The sequence below is a fragment of the Sphingomonas sp. Leaf198 genome, assembly GCF_001424005.1.
Lineage (GTDB): Bacteria > Pseudomonadota > Alphaproteobacteria > Sphingomonadales > Sphingomonadaceae > Sphingomonas.
Map to the genome: position 1 here is coordinate 1411436 of NZ_LMPX01000001.1, position 19495 is coordinate 1430930.

General features: G+C 64.7%; 19 protein-coding genes and 1 riboswitch. Of the genes, 7 read left to right on the forward strand and 12 right to left on the reverse strand.

Features of this window, described 5'->3' with window-relative positions:
- A complete protein-coding gene (locus ASG20_RS06215) occupies positions 1–1152 on the reverse strand; it encodes a TDT family transporter (protein ID WP_041394297.1) in 1152 nt (383 codons plus the stop codon).
- Positions 1149–2021: a LysR family transcriptional regulator gene (locus ASG20_RS06220; RefSeq protein ID WP_041394299.1), complete on the reverse strand. Its 873-nt coding sequence runs from the start codon at positions 2019–2021 to the stop codon at positions 1149–1151. The genes ASG20_RS06215 and ASG20_RS06220 overlap by 4 nt, the downstream gene beginning before the upstream one ends.
- Positions 2022–2167: 146 nt before the next feature.
- Between ASG20_RS06220 and ASG20_RS06225 the strand changes: the two genes are divergently transcribed.
- A complete protein-coding gene (locus tag ASG20_RS06225) occupies positions 2168–3235 on the forward strand; it encodes a sulfite oxidase (RefSeq protein ID WP_041394301.1) in 1068 nt (355 codons plus the stop codon).
- Positions 3232–3744, forward strand: coding sequence for an MgtC/SapB family protein (locus ASG20_RS06230; protein WP_052075880.1), 513 nt, complete (start codon positions 3232–3234; stop codon positions 3742–3744). The genes ASG20_RS06225 and ASG20_RS06230 overlap by 4 nt, the downstream gene beginning before the upstream one ends.
- A 50-nt stretch (positions 3745–3794) precedes the next feature.
- On the opposite strand, the gene ASG20_RS06235 is transcribed toward ASG20_RS06230, so the two are convergent.
- Genes ASG20_RS06235 through ASG20_RS06250 form a run of 4 tightly spaced genes read right to left on the reverse strand, consistent with a single transcriptional unit; the run spans position 3795 to position 6879 of the window.
- Positions 3795–4565 (reverse strand): anti-sigma factor family protein, encoded by a 771-nt coding sequence (locus tag ASG20_RS06235; RefSeq protein WP_052075881.1) that lies wholly within the window; start codon positions 4563–4565, stop codon positions 3795–3797.
- On the reverse strand, positions 4562–5071 hold the full coding sequence (locus ASG20_RS06240) for an RNA polymerase sigma factor (protein ID WP_056049844.1): 510 nt from the start codon (positions 5069–5071) through the stop codon (positions 4562–4564). Before ASG20_RS06240 ends, ASG20_RS06235 begins: the two co-directional genes overlap by 4 nt.
- Before the next feature lies 1 nt (position 5072).
- Positions 5073–6512 carry a YncE family protein gene (locus ASG20_RS06245; RefSeq protein WP_041394247.1) on the reverse strand — a complete coding sequence of 480 codons (1440 nt, stop codon included), beginning with the start codon at positions 6510–6512 and terminating at the stop codon, positions 5073–5075.
- 1 nt (position 6513) lies between these two features.
- Positions 6514–6879, reverse strand: coding sequence for a DUF305 domain-containing protein (locus ASG20_RS06250; RefSeq protein ID WP_229668351.1), 366 nt, complete (start codon positions 6877–6879; stop codon positions 6514–6516).
- Between the two features lie 167 nt (positions 6880–7046).
- Positions 7047–7123, forward strand: a riboswitch (Fluoride riboswitch).
- A 23-nt stretch (positions 7124–7146) separates the two neighbouring features.
- Here ASG20_RS06250 and ASG20_RS06255 point away from each other — a divergent pair.
- Together ASG20_RS06255 and ASG20_RS06260 are read left to right on the forward strand one after the other, a co-directional pair.
- Entirely contained in the window at positions 7147–8505 is a 1359-nt protein-coding gene (locus ASG20_RS06255) for a voltage-gated chloride channel family protein (RefSeq protein WP_041394249.1), read from the forward strand.
- A 25-nt stretch (positions 8506–8530) separates the two neighbouring features.
- On the forward strand, positions 8531–8914 hold the full coding sequence (locus tag ASG20_RS06260) for a DUF190 domain-containing protein (protein ID WP_055756328.1): 384 nt from the start codon (positions 8531–8533) through the stop codon (positions 8912–8914).
- A 265-nt stretch (positions 8915–9179) separates the two neighbouring features.
- Here ASG20_RS06260 and ASG20_RS06265 read toward each other — a convergent pair whose 3' ends face one another.
- The 4 genes from ASG20_RS06265 to ASG20_RS06280 form a co-directional block, all read right to left on the reverse strand.
- Positions 9180–9554, reverse strand: coding sequence for a hypothetical protein (locus ASG20_RS06265; RefSeq protein ID WP_236698750.1), 375 nt, complete (start codon positions 9552–9554; stop codon positions 9180–9182).
- Positions 9555–9800: 246 nt separating this feature from the next.
- Positions 9801–10931 (reverse strand): hypothetical protein, encoded by a 1131-nt coding sequence (locus ASG20_RS06270; protein ID WP_156364044.1) that lies wholly within the window; start codon positions 10929–10931, stop codon positions 9801–9803.
- A 143-nt stretch (positions 10932–11074) separates the two neighbouring features.
- On the reverse strand, positions 11075–11905 hold the full coding sequence (locus ASG20_RS06275; RefSeq protein ID WP_056049853.1) for a 23S rRNA (adenine(2030)-N(6))-methyltransferase RlmJ: 831 nt from the start codon (positions 11903–11905) through the stop codon (positions 11075–11077).
- 365 nt (positions 11906–12270) lie between these two features.
- Complete coding sequence (locus ASG20_RS06280) at positions 12271–13173, reverse strand: SDR family oxidoreductase (RefSeq protein ID WP_056049856.1); 903 nt, start codon at positions 13171–13173, stop codon at positions 12271–12273.
- Between the two features lie 96 nt (positions 13174–13269).
- Here ASG20_RS06280 and ASG20_RS06285 point away from each other — a divergent pair, with 96 nt between their 5' ends.
- The 3 genes from ASG20_RS06285 (at position 13270) to ASG20_RS06295 (ending at position 16035) form a co-directional block, all read left to right on the forward strand.
- Positions 13270–14106, forward strand: a complete 837-nt coding sequence (locus ASG20_RS06285; RefSeq protein ID WP_056049858.1) for a helix-turn-helix transcriptional regulator — start codon at positions 13270–13272, stop codon at positions 14104–14106.
- Positions 14107–14171: 65 nt separating this feature from the next.
- Entirely contained in the window at positions 14172–14675 is a 504-nt protein-coding gene (locus tag ASG20_RS06290; protein ID WP_056049861.1) for a peptide-methionine (S)-S-oxide reductase, read from the forward strand.
- Between the two features lie 163 nt (positions 14676–14838).
- Positions 14839–16035, forward strand: coding sequence for a GGDEF domain-containing protein (locus ASG20_RS06295; RefSeq protein ID WP_082470831.1), 1197 nt, complete (start codon positions 14839–14841; stop codon positions 16033–16035).
- A gap of 172 nt (positions 16036–16207) precedes the next feature.
- On the opposite strand, the gene ASG20_RS06300 is transcribed toward ASG20_RS06295, so the two are convergent.
- On the reverse strand, positions 16208–17791 hold the full coding sequence (locus tag ASG20_RS06300; RefSeq protein WP_056049865.1) for a GH39 family glycosyl hydrolase: 1584 nt from the start codon (positions 17789–17791) through the stop codon (positions 16208–16210).
- A 64-nt stretch (positions 17792–17855) separates the two neighbouring features.
- Entirely contained in the window at positions 17856–19493 is a 1638-nt protein-coding gene (locus ASG20_RS06305; RefSeq protein ID WP_056049869.1) for an alpha-L-fucosidase, read from the reverse strand.
- Positions 19494–19495 lie beyond the last annotated feature (2 nt).

The following is a 19495-nucleotide window of genomic DNA, read 5'->3' on the forward strand; positions in this document are numbered from 1 at the left end:
TCAGTTCGGGGTAGCGATGCAGGGCGAGACGAACAGGTTGCCGCGCCATGCTCCGGCGAGCGTCTTGGCACCGACCAGCAGCCACATCGCCGCGAGCGCGATCGTCAGCACCGTGCCGACGATACCGAAGAAGCCGAGGTTCAGCGTCGTACCGAGGCGGAAGGTGGCGACGGTGTAGACGCCGAGCGGGAAGGTATAGCCCCACCAGCCAAGGTTGAATGGGACGCCGGCGCGCCAGTAGCGGATGGTGATGAGCGTCGCGAGCGCCAGCCACCACAGGCCGAAACCCCACAGGCAGAGCCCGACGACGACGCCGATCCCTTGCGCGACGGTACCGACATCGACCAGCCCGTGCGCCGCGAGGATCGCCGGCGCATCCGCCCCAAGCACCAGCATACCCAGCGCCCCGGTGCCGATCGGCCCCAGCGCGAGCCAGGATGATGCCGCCATGCTCTCGTGCGGGAGCTTGTGGAGCGCCATGCGCAGGATCAGGATAGCGAGGATGCCAAACGCGACCGGCACCGAATAGGCCCACAGCACATACGAGGTCGCGAGCGTCACGATCTGCGCGTGGGGATCGACCAGATGCGGCGCGAGCAGCCCGCCGCTGGCACCCGCCACTTCCGCTGCGACGACCGGCAGCAGCCATACCGCGGTCATGCCGTCCAGGCTGTGCTCGTGGCGGGTAAACATCAGGTAGGGGATCAACACGCCGCAGGCGAGCGACATGGCGACGTCGATCCACCACAGGACGTGTGCGACCGGCACGATGCCGTTACCGAACCGCACGATCCCGAAGGCGAGGCATCCGTTGATGATCGTCGCCAAGCCCATCGGAATGGTCCCGATGAACATCGACACGGTGTTGTGGCCGAAGATGCGCCGTGCCTCATGCCCGAACATCGCCCAGCGCGCGCCATAGAGACCGGCGAACAGGATGAAGAGCGCGATGTTGAAGAACCACAACACCTCGCCAATCGGTTTGAGCGCGGGGCCGATGCCGGGCACCTGCGGCAGCGCGAGAGCGAGGATGCCGGTGCCCATGGTCGCGGCGAACCAGTTGGGCGTGAACTGGCGGATCATCTCGCGCGGATGGTCGAGCCGGCTGAGCGGCTTGAGGCCGGTCAGGACCGGAGGTGTTTTGGCAGTCATGCGACCTGCTCCTTGATAAGGTCCGTCAGCGCGTCCGCCGCGCGGGTGCGATAGCGTTCCTTGTGGCGCAGCGCGTGGAAGGCGCGATCGGGCAGCCCCAGCGGCAGCTCGACCAGATCGCCCGCCTTCAACGCACGAGCGACGACCAATCGCGACAATACGGCGACGCCGGCACCGGCCTCGACCGCGGTACGCACCGCCTCGTTGGACGGCAGCGTCATCGCTACCGTCAGCTGGGCCGGATCAAACCCGCGCGTTCGCAGCACGTCCTCGAAGGTCGAGCGCGTGCCCGAACCCTGCTCGCGGACGATCCAGCGTTCAGCGCGAAGCCAGTCCTCGTCGACGCGCCCGGCGTCCTCACGGCCGACCAGCACCATCGGGTCACGCCCGACATTCCAGAGGGCGAGCGCCGGTTCGTCCACCTCGCCCTCGACGAAACCGAGCTCCGCCGCGCCGCTCAGGATCTGCGCTGCCGCACCTTCGGTGTTGTCGATCGCCAGTTCGACCGCGATCTGCGGGTGGCGTTCGTGGAAGGCGGCGAGCTTTGCCGGCAACCAGTAGCTCGCGATCGTCTGGCTTGCGACGATCCGCAACGAACCACGGGCAAGCCCGGCATAGTCCGCCAGCATCGTCTCGGCATGCGCTGCCCGCCCCAGCACCGCGCGCGCTTCCTCCAGAAAGCCGCGGCCTGCTTCGGTCAGCTGGATGCCACGCCCGACACGGTGAAACAGAGGAACCCCGTAGCGCGCCTCCAGAGCCGCGACCGCGCCGGACGCAGCAGACTGCGTGACGTTCAGCGCCTCCGCTGCCTTGGTGACGTGTTCGCGCTCGGCGACACCGACAAAGATTCTGAGCTGCTCCAAGGTCATGCAGCTTATATCGCGCACTCTGATCGATACGACCAACCGTTTGATCTGTTTATTTCAATCTGGATACCGGAACGATCGGTAATCCTTCGTCTGCGATAGTCTTGAAGACTTGAAGCGATCCGCGCGCTTGCGGCGTTGGTTCGTCCATGACTGATATGATCGAGCGCAAATCCGAGCCCTACAACGCCGAGCCGACGCCCGGCGCGCTGATCGAGCGGTTCCTGACGCCGCAGGCGCTGTTCTACGTGCGCAGCCATGGTGCGGTGCCTGATCTGCCTGCCGATCACCGGATCGAGGTCAGCGGGATGAGCATGGAAAGACGCTCCTTCTCGGTGGAGGAATTGAAGAGCGCGTTGGCCACGCGGACGGTGACGGCAGTTCTCCAGTGCGCCGGCAACCGGCGCACGGATCTCCAGCCGGTCGCAAAAACGTCCGGCGACCCCTGGGACGTGGGAGCGATCGGCAATGCGGAATGGACCGGCGTACGACTGTCCGACCTACTGGATGCCGTCGGTGCGCCGGATGCGTCCGACCTGTTTGTGGCGTTCACCGGCGCGGACGAGGTGGACGTCGAAGGCGAGGAAGCATTGTTCGGGGTCTCGATCGCCATGGACAAGGCGCGGCAACCCGACGTCCTCATTGCCTGGGCGATGAACGGCGAGCCGCTGACGCCCGAACACGGCGCACCGCTCCGCATGGTGGTGCCGGGCTATGCCGGGGTGCGGAGCGCCAAATGGCTGACACGGATCGAGGTGCGCGACACGCCATCCGACGCACCGATCCAGGCGCACGACTACAAGCTCTTTCCTGCCGATGTGACGAGCGACACCGTCGACTGGAGCCAGGGTCTGACCATCAATGCCATGCCGCTCAACGCCGCGATCTGCGTGCCCGGCTCTGGCGAAAGCCTGCCGGCCGGGGAGGTGCGGATCGAGGGCTATGCCATCGCCTATGATCGCCGCGTCTCTCGGGTCGAAGTGTCGATAAACGGTGGTCGCGACTGGCAACAGGCGACGTTCACCGATGATCCGGAGGCGCACTGGGGTTGGCGGCGCTGGACCCTCGACGCCACGCTCGTCAAGGGGCGCCAGCACCTTGTCGTGCGCGCCTTCGACGAGACTGGACAGGGTCAGCCCGAGCGGCCGGATACGATGTGGAACTTCGCCGGCTATCTGTGCACCGCCTGGCATCATGTGCACGTGCTGGTCGAATGATCGAAGCATCAGCGGCATCGGACCTCGGCTTTTGGATCGACGCGATCGGGCGGCTGGTGGTGGCGACCGCGGCTGGGATGGTGCTCGGCTGGGAACGCTCGCGCGAGAACCGGCAGATCATGGGCTTGCGGACGCTGGGCCTCGTCGGTCTGGCGAGCTGCATCGCCGTGCAGGCGATCGTGCACAGTGGCTTGCCGAATGTGAACGCCGATGCCGCAGGGCGGGCGATGCAGGGCATTTTGTCTGGCGTCGGTTTCATCGGTGCCGGTGCGGTGCTGCGGGTCGGCCAAGGTCAGGAAGTGCATGGACTGGCGACCGCCGCGTGCATCTGGGTGACAGCCACGATCGGCGCGGCAGCAGGGTTGGCGGTGTGGCCGCTCATCATCGGCGGGTTGAGCCTTGCGATGCTCGTACTGTTCGTCGGCGCTCCGCTCGAACGTCGCATTCGCGAGCGGGCCAGGCTGACTCCGGCAGAGGCCGACCGGAAGGATGCCGAGCGCAAGCCGTGATCCCGCTGGTCCGCCCAGTGCCTGTCGCGCTGAGAACCGGCCACGCGCTATCAGGACACAAGCGCCGCATCGGCCTGGCGCCGGACCTCGTTGGCGATCGGATGCAGCTCGGCAGCGGGGCGCTCCCCCACCACACTATAGCCGATCCCGTCGACCGCCCATGTGACCCGGCCCATGGTCCCGCTGGACGTGCTGGTCATGCTTGCGCTCTTGTCGATTTGCATGGGCCTCGTCAGCACCGCGAGCTTCGACGCTTGCGGTCCATCATAGAGGAGCAGCGCCGCAGGGCCGTGGGGCGTCGCGACCAATCGCCCCCCGCCATAGCGGTAACCCGCTGTGCTAAGGTCCGGGATGGTCACGCGCTCACCCAATCGGCTGGAGGTCCACCGGATCAGCATGGCGCGCTGGTCGGGGCCGATTTCCGCCGGTCGGATCCGGTCGGCGGCATAGACACGGAAATTGTCGCTCGCCTCATTGGCCAGCGCCGCGATGCCCGCGTGGGGTTCGCCGCTCCACCGCGCGCTCGACCAACCACCGCCAAATCCGACCGCCAGCAGAAGCGACGCGGCGATGGCGAGTTGCCAAGGCGGTTGGCGTTGCCGTCCCCTGATGGCTGCGACGCGCATCGTCGCCGGGATCGGTTCCTCCGCGATGGGAGCGAACAGGGACGCAAGGGCTCGCGCCTGCTCCGCCTGCTCCCGCAAACGGGCATGCACGTCCGGCTGGCCTTCAAGGTAAGCGTCGACCAGACGCTGCCGCTCGGGCGACAGCCTGCCATCGATCCACGCGGCCAGATCGTCTTCTCCGATCGGGCTGGTCATCGAATACTCCTTAATCGTGGCCGTTCATCCTCCTGGAGGAGCGTCGCCAGACGGTCGCGCCCCCGCGATATGCGCGACATCACCGTTCCCAGCGGCACGCCGACGACGGCAGCGACTTCCCCATATGACAGACCTTCGACGGAAATGAGGAGCAGCACCGTCCGCTGCTCCTCGGGCAACGCATCAAGTGCGCGCAACAGGTCTCGGTGGTGCAGGCCTGCGTCCTGATCGGCCGGGTGGCCGAGCGCAGCGTCGTCCACGAGGTGGAGCGGAACCGCCGTACCTCGCCGGCTATGCTGCCGCTGATGGTCGACCAACAGATTGTGCAGGATCGCATAGATCCAGGGGCGAACCTCCGTCCCGCGTCGTTGCCGCCAGCGCCCGACCGCGCGCTCAAGGCAATCCTGCACCACGTCATCCGCCATCGCCCGATCGCGCAACCACGACCGGGCATAACGGCGCAGACCGGGGACCAGGGGCTCGATCGCGGCGGCAAGCGGGTTCATCTCAGTCGCGCTGCACCTGCACGATGCGGCCCGGTGCGCCATTCACTACCTCGGCGACCGCCAGAAAGCGCCGGGGGGCCGCTGCACTGCCCTGAACGATCTGCCGGATCGGACCCGATGCGTTGACGATCGCCGCACCTGCCGGATTGCTCATGAAGTTCGCAAGCGGCTCTACCGCACCGCTGCCGTCCGCGTTGGCGGTGAGCACGAGCATATAAGGCTTCTTGGGCTGCAAACCGGTAACGGCACTCTGCACGACCTGAATGATGCCCTGGTCGAAGAGGGTAATGCTGCTTGCCGCACCATTGCCTCCAACTGGCCCCATGTTCAGATGCACCGCCTTGCCTGCCGTACCGAGCGGTTGGAGATTGTCGGTGCCGGGGCCTGTCGGAATAGCGTTCGGCACATAGGCGATCGCCTGCGGTGCCTGTCCGACCGGCACGGTGGCAACGACCTTGTTGCCGGCGGTGTCGATCGCGGCAAGTTCATCGGCATTCTCCAGCCCGACATAGATGCGCCGGCCGTCGCCCGATGGCCAGACGCCGTGCGGCATCTTGCCGACCGGGATGGTAGCGACAAGCGCGAAGTCGGACGTGCGGAACACCTTCACCGCGTTTTCCCCGCCCACCGTGACATAGGCGAACTGTCCCCTGACCGTGCGGGCGAAGTTGACGTGATTGGTGATCGGTCCGGTATCCAGCACCTTGAGGATCGCGAAAGGCGGCCTGGCATCGAATGCGACCGTCTTGCCGATGTCCTTCAGCGTGAACCACACCTGCTTGCCGTCCGGCGTCGCGGCGATGTTGGGACAGAACGGACTCGGCTGCGCCACCTGTCCGACCTGCGCGTGGGTCGAGACATCGAACACGGCCAGCACCGGATTGAACGAGGAACAGACATAGCCGTATCGGCCATCGGGAGAGAAGATCGTCATGCCCGGACCACCGGGCGTCTTGATGCGACCGGTCTCCTTGTACGTCGTGGGGTCGAGCACGGCGATGTAATCCTCGCCGCGTACCGTAACCCACACCTCCTTGCCGTCCGGCGTGAAGAACGCCTCATGCGGGCTGCGCCCGACATAGGTCGTGTGCTTGACGGTGTTGGTGGCGGTGTCGATCCACGACACGGCGTTGGATCCGATCGACACGACCGCCAGTGTTTTCCCGTCCGGCGAGAAGCCGAGGCCGTGAACCAGCACCTGCCCCTTGTAGAGCGGGGAAAAATTCATCGGCTGCGGATCGCCGAGCTTGATGACGCCGAGCAACCTGTTGTCGGCCGGGTCCGTCACCGACACCGTGTTGGAGAATTGTTCGGATGCATAGACGCGGTCGCGGTGGCTGACAGGCACGTCCTTGGCGTTCCACGGCGCCTGCTGGGCCATGGCAATGCCCGGTGCGGCGCTCATCAGCAAGGCGGCCGAGCGCAGGAAGGTCGGGATCATGTCAGTGCTCCATATGGCTGTGGTGGTCGCCGCCCTGCGTCGGGGCTGGCGTCGAAGGGGGTAGCGGCTGACCGATCGCCAACTTCATGGCGGCGATCTCCTGCTGCTGATCGATGATGATCTCCTGCGCAATGCGCTTGAGCTGCTCGTTATGGCCGTAGCGCAGCTCTGCCACCGCCATATCAATGGCGCCCTGGTGATGCGGAAGCATCATTGCGACGAAGTCGCGGTCGACGTCGCCGGACGGCTTGACCATCATGCCCGCCATCATCCGGTCCATCGCGGCAGATACCATGCTGGCGTAGCCATCGGCGGGGGCGGCCGCGACTGCGCCGGTGAGCATGGCCGAAGCAGTCAGACCCAGCATCCAATTTCGTCTACGCATAAGCCTCCGGCGCATCAGTCTCGAAAGCGTAGACGACGCCCGTCGGGGTTTATTCCATGGGTGCAGTCATTTTATCGATCTTCACCAAGACATATGGTCCCTTCGCAACCCTGCGGTTGGTTGACCAGGTCGCCGTCGGACATCATATGCTCGGGCACGGCGATGGATTTCCGCCGGGCCATTCGGCCGAACCGCCCTCGCAAGGGCCGATGATTCCTACCAAGCGCCGCAAGGCAGCAAGGAGGAATCGTGCGCGCGACATTTCGCAATCTCTACGACCAGTTCAACATGGCAGCGTTCATTCGCGATCGCCGCACCCATGCCATGTCGGTGCTGCGGTGGGCTTTGATCCTGGTCCCGATGGCCGCAACGGTGGGAACGCTCTGCGCGGCCTTCTTGTGGAGCCTCGATGCCGTGACCCGGCTTCGCTTTGCCTTTCCCTGGCTGCTCTACCTGCTGCCGATCGGCGGGTTCATGGTCGGACTGCTCTACCATCTGACAGGGCGCTCGGTCGAAGGCGGTAACAACCTCATCGTCGAGCAAATCCATGAACCGGGGGGCGGTGTGCCGCTGCGCATGGCCCCGCTCATCTTCTTCGGCACGGTCGTGACGCACCTGTTCGGGGGATCGGCGGGGCGTGAAGGCACCGCCGTGCAATTGGGCGGCAGCCTTTCCAGCGGCTTCGGCCGCGCACTCAAGCTGGATGCGGAAGCGACACGCATCCTGCTGATGACCGGAATCGCGGCGGGCTTTGGCGCGGTCTTCGGGACGCCGATCGCGGGCGCGGTCTTCGCGCTGGAGGTCCTGGCGATCGGCCGGGTCGAGTATCGTGCGCTAGTACCATGCTTGGTCGCGGCACTGGTGGGTGACTGGACCTGTCTTTCCTGGGGCATTCATCACGGCGCCTACCATGTCGATGCGATGGTGCCGGTCGACGCGTCGCTCGTCTCAAAAGCCAGCCTCGCGGGCGTCGTATTCGGATTGGTCGGGCTGGCCTTTGCAGAGGCCAACCATGCGCTCGGCGGATGGCTGAAGCGCGTGATACCCTATGGCCCACTACGACCCGTTATCGGTGGTTTGGCCGTGATCGCGCTGGTCTGGCTATTTGGCACGCAAGATTATCTCGGCCTAGGCACGCTGGCGGCAACGCCGGGTGGCCTGACCATTGCCAGCTTCTTCGGCTCCAATACGTACCCGTGGAGCTGGGCGCTGAAGCTGCTTTTCACCGTCGTCACCCTAAGTGCCGGCTTCAAAGGCGGGGAGGTGACCCCGCTGTTCTTCATCGGCGCGGCGCTCGGCAATGCGCTCGCGCCCGTATTTGGAGTGCCGACGGGGGTGTTCGCGGCGATCGGCTTCGTCGCGCTGTTCGCGGGTGCAGCCAACACGCCGCTTGCCTGCACCTTCATGGGGATCGAATTGTTTGGCGCGACCTATGCCGTGCCGATCGCAGTCGCGTGCTTCGTCGCCTACCTCTGCTCAGGCCACAACGGCATCTACCTGTCGCAGCGCGTCGCTGTACCAAAGGTACCTGCCGCACACCTCACACCCGACGCGACCCTGCGCGATGCCCGCACGCACCGCGCTTCTCGCCGGCGCACGCGCGCCTGATCCTGTTTCCTGTCGAAAGCCCGTCATGCCCAACCGTTTCACTGTCCATCACCGCGAAGTCGGGATGCTGCGCATCTATCTAAAACCGTCCGACAAGATCGGCCCGCGTCGCTTCTGGGGGGCAAAGCCGCTCTATCGTGAGCTGATTCGCACCGCGAAGGCGGACTGCATCATCAACGCCGTCGCGCAAAATACCCATTACGGCTTCAGCAATCACGAATCGATCCGGGAGAACGGCTCGGAAATTGCCGATCCGCATCTGACGATCTGTGTCGAACTGGTCGGCGATCACGATCAGCTCGACCTTTTCTGTCGCCGGCATGGAGATCTGCTCGGCGACAAGGTGATCGTCTACAAACGACTGGAGCATTGGACTATCACGCGCAAAACTGAGCTAACCAGAGCCTGATTGGCGTTCCCGTAAAGGAACGGCTGCTCGGAAGCTCGCCGCCTCGATCGCGCTGACGGACGCCTGCGGCTTTCGATTTCCCGATATCTGTTCCCAATTGCTCTTTCCCGAAATGGCCAGTCGGAGACGGAGAAACGGGAAGATCTCGCTTAACGAATGGCCGTTACTGGGCGCCCGGATCGCCAGCGTGAACGTCCGGGTGTGGGCGGTCCTGCACTAGCGGATTTGCACCGCGACGACCGTGAACAACGCTGCCGCAACACCGTCAGCGGCGCGCTTCGAACCAATCGGCCGCATCCTCCCCGTAAAGCAACAGGATCGCCAACGCTTCCATCGCGAGCTGCAAAGCCGAGGTTGCGATGATCGCAGTATCATGCTGCGCCAGCGGTTGGATCAGCCCAGATCCGCGCAAAAACGCAAAGCTCGTCACGACGCCGAGAAGCCAGCGTAGAGCCAGCGCACTGCGAGCAGCGCGAGACGCCGACAAGACCACCAGTAACATCAGGAACAAGGCCAGCCCCAGGCCGACTGCCCGGATCGCCTGGATCCGCATGACCAACGTCGTCATCGCCTCGGGTGCGATCGGAAAGGCGAAGCTCATCGTGCGTGTGGCGTAGTACGCCAGTGCCGCCGAAAACATCAGACTGATCGCGAACAAGACTGCGAACAACCGGATCGAGAGGGATGTCGCCAAATTGCCTGCTCCAGACGCGTGGCCCTATGCCACGTTGGAGCGCGGTTTAGCCCCTAAGACCTTCCTAGCATTTAACAGCCGCGTAGAACGCGCCTTCCCTGCAGCCATCGGACAATATCGTCGATCGAGGCAACGGATGCATTTGAGCGCGTTGCCGGGTGGTTGAATTCGACAGTCCGGTATTCCGCTGCACTACCGCCCGGTGCGCACGACTGAAACGCTGTACTGCGGGGTGAGCGCGCAGTCCGAGGGCGCCGTGCCGAACGCCGCGTGGTCCAGGCAATTTGCCGCAGATGCGAAGTTCGCCGCGATCGCGGCCCTCACGATTCCGTTGTCGCGCATCGACGCGTCCACGCCGCCGCCGTGGGCAGACGTGGTGATCTCTCGATCAAACAAAGTCTGCCCGTTGTCGACCCGCTCCAGGCGGTAGTGAAGCGTCACGCTCGTCGTGTTGCCGCTGCCGATGTGGAACGGCGTCTTGTCGCCCAGCCATGACACCACGAGCCGCTTACGCCCGGCTGCAGGCGCTGGTGCGAGGAGATTCATCTGGCGGAAGGTTTCGCTCAGCGCTGCATTGATACTGGAACGCTTGGCCGCCGCTATGAAGTTTAGTGCCGAACTCTTTACGGTGGCGGGAAGGCCCTGAATCTCGCCGATCGTGACGTCGTGGAACAAAGGGTGCGACGATCCGACGGGTGTGGGTGCCTCCGGTGCAAAGGGGAGCCCGATGGCCACCATGGAAATATCGTTCGACGATTTGGCGGGGGGAGCATCGATCGGCCCGACGTCGGCGGAAGCCGCCTGCCGGATCGCAAGCGAGATGCTCCGCGCCTTACCCCTATAGACGCTGACGCCCGCCTGCACGGTGATGCCTTTGCCCAAGTTCCAGACGGTGAAATCATCCTTCTTGTAGTCGCCCGGTCCAGGGTCTGCAGCGCCAGCGTTCAACCCCGGCCCAACGGTGGCCGCGATGTCACGGCCGGTAAGGCGAGTACCCGCGGTGCCCGTCACCTGGCAAACGGCGGTGAAAGCACCGGCGGTGTCGTGGGTGAGGACCAGCATCATGCCACCCTTGCTGAACACATGGGGGAGCATCATCGGCCTGTTGCCGATCGTCGCTACCGAGGGCACCGCGCGCTCGATCCACCCGCGCGCGACGGCCGCTTTCGCAATGGCATTGAAGTCTGGAAAGCTGCCGCGGCAGGTCTCGTTGAATGCCTGGAGATAGACGGAAGGACTCGGCTCGGGGACGTCGGCCGCCGCGGCTGTCGCGTAAAGGACCGAGATGGCCGTCAATCGGGATGCGCGCAGCATGAGGGGCATGATCATCTCCTGTACCTCTGGAGGGCGCTAAACCTTCATCCTTACGATCCGTTGAACAGGCGAACGGTTTTCGTGGCGCGGTCATCGCCATGATGTAGCGAGGCGCTGCGTAGCCGCCGAACGGGGGCTACGCGGGTTTTGCTTCAATCCTCCAACCACACGGCTGTGATCTCGCCCTTATGCCCCGCCGGCGCCAGCACGGCGCGCAGGGCGTCCAGCAAAGGTGGCAGCGCCTGCATGAAAGCGTAAGGCGGATTGACGATGAAAAGGCCCGCGCCGTTATAAATGCCGGGCTGATCGTCATCGTACAACCAATGTTCCACCCCCAGCAATTTCGGGATGCCGAGCTTGCGTAACTGCGCCTTCCAGCGCGAATGCGTGGCGCGGTCTTTCAGCGGATACCAGATCACCGTCACGCCATGCGCCCATTTGCGGTGAGCGGCGGCGAGCGTGGCCGTGATACGGTCGCGCTCATCGAGCTGCTCGTACGGCGGGTCGACCACTACCACGCCGCGCGCGGTCCGGGTCGGCAGCATCGCCAGCCAAAGCTCGTAGGCGTCGCGCTCGTGCACGGCAGCGGATGTGCCGCGCATCACGCCGCGCAAGGTATAGGCGTCCTTGGGATGTTTTTCGTTCAGGATCAGGAAATCCTGCGAACGCAGAAGCTGCGCCAGAACCCGTGGCGAGCCGGGGTAGAAGTGCGGCTCGGCCCCGGCGTTCACTGCCTGTACTGCGGCGCGGTAGTCCTCCAGCAGCGGGTTCGGGTCGACAAAGGCCCGCAGCACGCCCTGCGTGGACTCGCCGGTGCGCTGGGCATCCTCGCCGCCAAGGTCGTACAGCCCGCAGCCGGCATGGGTATCGATCAGGGTCAGCGCGCCCGGTTTTTGCTGCAAGACCCGCACGAGGGCGATCAGCAGGCTGTGCTTGACGACATCGGCACTATTTCCGGCATGAAAGGAATGGCGATAATTCATTGCGATTCAAAATCCTGACGATCTACCTGCATGCGTCCCGCTGGGTGCGGTTGCCGAGCGCGAGGCGACCGAAGCAACTGATCCCGTGCCAGTATAAAGTCAGGCGGAAACCTTCAACGCACTTCTGAGCGAGGCTTCAAGCCCGCATTGGCGGTCGTCACCAAGGTCGGAGAGGCGAGGCCCCGACAGAGGCGCCGACCCAGTAGCGGACATTCCCCTCCCTGCCCCCAACTCGTTTTGGCGCGGATCAATCGCGACATCGGATACCGCGCCGAACTCCGAAGACGATTCGACTTGCGTCGGAGGCAGGCAGTCCGTTGCACGCCGGCTGATGTTGCCATCAGTCGGCGTGCAACGGCAGCCGATCACGCGGCTACGGGGACGGAATAGTCCATCGCGGCAAGATCGGTGAGCAGATCGGGACCGGTGGGCTTCCACCCCAGCCGCGCCTGCGTCCAATTACTCGATGCGATCATATCGAGTGCGGCAAAGGGCGCCATCCAGCCGAAGTAACGCTCGACCTCGTCCTGTCCGACTGATCGGACCGGCAGTCCGGTACCTTTGCCGATCGCCTCGGCGATGGTGCGCGCATCGACACCCTCTTCTGCCGAAGCGTGGTATCTTGCGCCTAGCTCGCCGCGCTCAAGAGCCAGAACGTAGAGCTTGGCGACGTCGCTGACGTGCGCGGCGGCCCAGCGCGTGGTACCCTCGCCTAGATACGCCATCGCTCCGGCACGGCGCGCCTCCGCGATCAGCGGCGTGATCAACCCGGCCTTGGTGGTGTCGTGCACCTGTGGCAGCCGAATGGTGCGTACGTCGATGCGCCGGGCGATCAGCGCCGCGGCGGCGAGTTCGGTGACGATCCGCGGATTGGCGTGGAGCGGGTTGAGTACGTCCTCGGTCGCAGGACCGCCGTTCCGCGGGGTGCCGATGCCGATCCCCGAGGTGATCAGGATCGGCTTGTCCGTCCCCGCGAGCGCATCGCCCATCGCCCTGATGTTGCGTTCGTCCTTTGCGGTGTTCGCGACGAAGGCTTCGAAATTGTGGTCGAACGCGCAGTGAATGACCGCGTCGGCCGCAGCCACGCCGCTGGCGAGCGTCTCCGGCCGTTCAAGGTCGCCACGATGAACTTCGGCGCCAGCCCGCTCGAGCTGCTGGGCACCGGCGTCGGACCGCGTGAGCCCGAGCACGTGGTGGCCGCGGCCGAGGAGCTCGGGGATGACGTGGGAGCCGATAAAGCCGGTCGCACCTGTCACAAAAACACGCATGGGGAATCTCCTTGTTGCCTGGCGACCATATTCAACCCCTCGTCTACGTGTTAAAGTAGTGAGCTTATCGTGGTATAAAGTTCAACAGGATCGATCATGGCCAGCGACGTGCCCAATCCGCTCGGGACCTATCTGCGGGATCGCCGTACTCGGCTCGACCCTGCGGCGTTCGGGTTTGCCGGCGGACGGCGCCGCACGCCCGGTTTGCGCCGCGAGGAGGTGGCAAGCCGCGCGAACATCAGTCCAACCTGGTACACCTGGCTCGAGCAGGGCCGCGGCGGCGCGCCATCGGCCGACGTCCTCGATCGCATTGCGAGAGGGTTGATGCTCACCGAACCAGAGCGCGAGCACATCTACATGCTCGGCCTCGGACGTCCGCCGGAGGCACGCTACCAGCCTGTCGAAGGGATCACCCCGCGGCTCCAGCGCGTGCTCGACGGGATGGTGCTGAGCCCGGCGATCATCAAGACGGCGATGTGGGACGTGGTGGGCTGGAACCGAGCGGCCGCGGTGCTGCTGACCGACTATGCCAAGCTGCCGCGGGAGGGACGCAACATCCTGCGGCTGATGTTCGGCAGCGACCATGTCCGTGCCCGCAACGCCGACTTCGACAGCATCGCCCGCTTCGTGGTGGGTGCGTTTCGCGCCGATGTGGCCCGCGCGGGTGCCAGCACCAGCGTCGAGGTCACAAAGCTGGTCGCCGAACTGTCCCGGCTCAGCCCGGAGTTCGCGGCGATGTGGGAGGACAACGATGTGGTCGCCCATGGCGACGGGGTGAAGCGCATCCATCATCCGGATGCGGGGCTGCTCGCGATGGAGTTCTCGTCGTTCGCCGTCGAGGGACGACCGGAGCTTGGCATGATCATCTACAACCCCGCTTCGGCAGACGATGCCGAGCGGCTGCGCGTGTTGCTGAACGGTGCCGGCGACTGAATGGAATTGACGACGCCGGCGCGGGTCACGAAAACGCAGGCGCTGACGGATGCGGAAGGTTGGCAATGGAAAAGATCGGCTTTGGTGGCGGGTGCCATTGGTGCACCGAGGGCGTGTTTCAGGCGCTCAAAGGCGTTTATCAGGTGGATCAGGGATTCATCCAATCCGAGGCCCCTTGGGACACATGGGCTGAGGGCGTGCTCGTGAGCTTCGATCCCGCGGCCATAAGCCTGGCGACGCTCGCCGAAGTCCATCTCAGGACCCATTCGGCGAACGGGACCTACTCCCCCGGCGGGAGGTATCGAAGTGCGATCTACGTCGTTGATGCGGAACAGCGCGAGACAGCCGCACGGACGATCGCACGGTTTTCATCGGAGTCGGGCAAAGGTCCCCGGACGCTGGTTCTTCCGCTCGTCGGTTTCCGACCCTCTGAAGCACGCTACCAAAACTACTATCGGACTGATCCAGACAGGCCGTTCTGTCGCCGCTACATCGATCCCAAGCTGGACTATATCCGGCACCATTTCGCCGATGTTGCCCTCCCCGATGCCGCGGGGCACCAGGCATAAGCGGCGACGTGCCGCTCGCCCGGTTCGGCCGTCCCTTCACCTCAGTCGTTCCACCGATACAGGGTGTCCAGCGGTCCGATTAACCTGTCGAATTGACTGAAATTTAACCCCAAAACGGCATCCATGCGATGCGCTCCTGGGGGAGCCCCAGGGAGTGATGTTGATGCCGCATGGTGATGGCGTGCTGCCGCGTTGGGCTGTCACGCGCTGGCTGGTCGAGTGTGCTGGTGAAGTTCCGGCTGAAATCCGCCCTTCACTCGTTCAGGGGTTGTATGGATCACTCCCGATCTTTCTGGGCGGGGTGTTCAACACCATTCTAGTCTCCTCGATCGTGGCTACCCGTCTTCCCAAACCCGCGTTCCTGCTCTGGGCAGCGCTGGAGGTCGGCTTGGCGGCGCTGCGCCTGCCGCTGCTTATCAAAGGAGCCCGCGCCGCGAAGAGTGGAGGCCGCGCGCATATCGACCTATACATATTGGCTGCGGTATGTTGGGCTGCCTCGGTAGGCTATGGGTGCTTCATTACCGTGCTGAGCGGTGACTGGCTCGCCGCAACGCTCGTCGTCCTCTCCGCGGCGGCCATGACGGGCGGCGTAGCATTTCGGAACTTTGCCGCCCCTCGGCTCGTGACGACCATGATCCTTCTCAGCCTCGGGCCGTGCGCCATCGCCGGGGTCATATCCGGCGAACTGATCATGCTCGCGACGGCATTCCAGATTCCGATGTACATCTACGCCATGACGCATGCCGCCTATCGTCTGAACGCCATGCTGGTCCAGACCATGCGGTCCGAGCGCGAGAACGGACGTCGCGCGCGGCATGACACCCTGACAGGCTTGTTGAACCGTGCGGGCCTCGAGGAAGTCGTCGCTCGCCGCGCAGGCACGGCTACGGGCGCCACGCTCTTCTACATCGACCTCGACGGCTTCAAAGCGATCAACGACAGGCTCGGCCATGCGGCGGGCGATCAACTTCTCGTCGAAGTCAGCGATCTGATGAGACAGGTGACCCCTGCAACGGACGTCGTCGCCCGGATGGGAGGCGACGAATTTGTCATTCTCGCCGACGAGACGGACGCTGCCACCGCTCGTCAAACCGGACAGCGTCTCATCGACACGCTGTCCAGCACGTCATTCTTGTTGAACGAAACCGCGGTGACGGTCGGTGCGAGCGTAGGCATCGCGATAAAATCGGATGCTCAGTCGGACTTCTCGACCTTGCTGCTCGAGGCGGACAGGGCCTTGTACGATGCAAAGCTAAAGGGACGCTCCAGCGCTGTGCTCGCTCCCGTCACGTCGCCGAGCCTATACGTCGCCTCCGATCAAGGCTTTGACGTCCAATCCAGTAGATCGGCAGCATGCTGAAACGGCCACCTGCGACAGACCACGGCTAAGCGGTGCTAGGGAACCTCGAAAGTGGTCGGGGTCGGGCAAGGTCCCGCCGTGGCACGCGAAACCCTGGCGCCCGTCAACGTGCTTTTTACGGGCGTGCGTCGGAAAAAGTCACGGACACTTTCTCAGGTCTGATATTGATCGGTCATCGTCGAGCCCGCGCATTACGGACGACCGGCTCCAGCGTCACCAGCGCGACGTCGTTGCTGCGCATAGGTATTGCGACAAACGCGCTGCCGCGCGCGTCGATCTTCACCACCTTGTCCTGCTCGGGCAGATCCGCGGTCGCCTGTTGGAGACGACCGAGTTGCGCGGCGTCGAGCGCCTTGGGCATTCCCATGTCGATGTACAGCGAGAGCGGATCGTTGCGCCGATAGCCGGTCTTGCGCACCACCAGCCGGTACGTGCCGGCGGGCACGTGTGCGAAGCGGAATGCTACCGGCTTGCTTGCGGTGGCCGGCACCTGCCGGGTGTAGAACGGCTTGTTGCTGACTGTCTGGACCGGTTGCTGCCAGTCCCAGACCAGCGCGGCGATCCGGCGACCATCGGTGGCCGCCATCGCATGGCCGTCGGTCACCGGGATCGTCCGGCCCTGCAACGCATGCAGGTATTTATACGCGAACCACGCGGGTTTGCGGATGCCCTCGCGGTTCATCAACCCGAAGCCGCCATGGAACGGAGTCGGCGGCGGTCCGGGCTCCTCGAACAGGTCGGTGTAGGTCCAATAGCTCATGCCCTGCGCCAGCCCTTGCGACTGCTTCAGCTTGGTGAGGATGTAGGGTGCGCTGATGTAGCTGTCGTGGACGAAGTCGCGCGGCGTGTAGCTCGTGCTCCACTCGGTGAAGAACAGCGGCAGGCCGGGATAGGCCGACGCTTCGATCTGCGCGCGGACGTTGCGCACGTCGCCGATCACCGCGTCGGGCGACGGCGAGAGCTTGGTATCCTGCTTGCCGTCCTCGTCGAGAAAACCGCCGTCGACGCCGTAGGTGTGCGTCGTGACGAAATCGATCGGCACGTTGGTCAGCTTGGTGAACTTCAGGAGCTCGGGCACCCAGGCGGCGCCCGCGGTCGACGGCCCGCCGACCCGCAGCGCGGGATCGATCGCCTTGATCGTCCGCGCGGTGTTGGCATAAAGATCGAAATACGCATGCTGATCCGCCTTCTCCCAGAAGCCCGCGAGATTGGGCTCGTTCCAGACCTCGAAATACCAGCGCCGCACTTCTTCGCTGCCATAGCGCTGGCGGACGTGGCGGACATAGGCGTCGATCAGGTCGCGCCACAGTTTCGGGTCGGGATGCGACGTGTTGCCCTTCCAGTAGAAGATCGTCTGCTCCGACGTCCGCATCGCATTGGGCGTGAAGCCGAGCTCGACGAACGGGCGGATGTGCTTGGCGAGCAGCGCATCGTACAGCTGGTCGATCCTGGTCCAGTCGTAGAAGATCCTGCCATCGGTCTTGCGCACCGTGCCGAGCACATCGTGGAAGATGTCGTGGAAGCGGATGTAGCGGAAGCCCAGTTCGTCTACCGCGGTCTTGAGCTGCGCCTGGCTGTCGCTGCGCATCAGCGTGCCGGGAAAGTCGGACCCGACCGACAGATCGAACGCGCGATCGACCGGTGCCGCCGCCTTGGCGACATCGATGCTGACGGTCCGCTGAGGCTCGGCGGGTTCGGCCGACACGCCCGACGGCAATGCAACGACCGCGACCGCCGCCATGAGTGCCCACCGCATATCCAAATCCCCCGCCGTCTTCTGTCGTCTAGCTACCGTAGTGGTAGCGCAATCAGTTGCTCAACTAAGCCAGTCCGGTAAGCCCGCGACCGTCGATCCGCAGGACCGGCACGAACGGGCTGCGACCGCGCGTCAGGTCGACGTGGAGCCCGGCGCGATCCTTGCGGTGCGCGCAGGTGCTGCCGCCGAGCAACGTCACGCGCTCGATCGCCGCACCCTTCAGCCGACCGCTGCCGAGCGCGGCAATCGACACGGAGCCTTCGGGTTTGCCGAGGACGAGCGCGTACAAGGCGCCCTTGTTGGTCGTGAAGCGGATGTCGCGCGACGTGAACTGGCCCTCACTACCCTCGTTCTGCATCCCTTCCTGAACCTTGGTCGGCCCCTCGCCATAGATCCGCCACGGCCGCGAGCCGAAGATCGCCGCGTCGTTGATCGCCATCCAGGCGGCCATCCCGTCGAGGATGCGCTCCTCCTCGCCGTCGATCGAACCGTCGCCGGGCTGCGGGATCGAGAGCAGCAGATTGCCGTTCTTCGACACCACGTCGGCGAGCCGCTGGATGACCTGTTCAGCGGTCTTGTAGCTTTTGTCGTTGAGCCGCGCGACGTTGTAGAACCAGTCGCCGATGCAGGTATCGGTCTGCCATGGCTCGTCCCACAAATGATCGGTGAAGCCGCGCTCAACGTCCTGGACGATTCCGAACCGCTCGTTCGGCTTTAGCATCTTGCCCGTCAGGACCACGTCGATCTTGCCGTGCCAAGCGATCGAGCGGTTGTAGTAATCCGCCGCCGCCTGCAGCCCGATCGGACCGAACGGCAGGCCGTAATCGTCGAAATAGCAGAAGTCCGGCCGGTATTTCTCGACGAGGTCTGCCTGCCGCAACAGCCACTTCGCGGCGTAGCCCGGATGCCCCGGCGGCCCGGTCTCGACCCACTGCCCATCATGCGCATCGTGCCACGCGTTCATCGCCGCGATCGTGTCGATCCCGGCGGGGAGCACCGCATGCGCGCCGGTGTAGAGTTGCTGTGGATCGAGCCCGTCCCACCAGGTGCCTCGCCCGTCGCTCGCGCGGCGTGTGAACGCGTCGTAGCGCTGGCCCTTCCGCGGGCCCACGGGGTCGAAGCCATAGGCGGTCTGGTACCAGTGCCAGCTGTGCGCGGCATGGTTGGAGACGCCGAACTTCAGTCCGGCGCGCCGTGCCGCGCCCGCCCAGGTGCCGACGATGTCACGCTTCGGCCCGACCCGCAGCGCGTTCCAGGCGTGATACCGGCTGTCGTAGCAATCGAGATTGTCGTGATGGCAGGCGAGCGACACGAAATACTTCGCGCCAGCGCGCTTGTACCGGTCGATCAGCGCGTCCGGATCCCAGCGCGCCGCGGTCCAGCGGTCGAGGATATCCAGCATGCCGGTTTTGGTCGGGTGACCATAGGTCTTCAGGTGATGCTCGTAGGCCGGATGGCCCTGCATGTAGAGGAACCGGCCGTACCAGTCGCCCTGCTCGGGCACCGACTGCGGCCCCCAATGCGACCAGAGGCCCAGCTTCGCATCGCGAAACCAGTCGGGATAGCGATAGTGATCGACCAGCGACTCCCAGGTCGGCTTCACCGGCCCGCGCGCGAGGCCCATCGGGCTTTGCGCCAGCGCGTGCGTCGCCGGGCCGATCGCGGCGAGCCCCGCCAGCACGCCGCGTCGGTCGAGCGTCATGC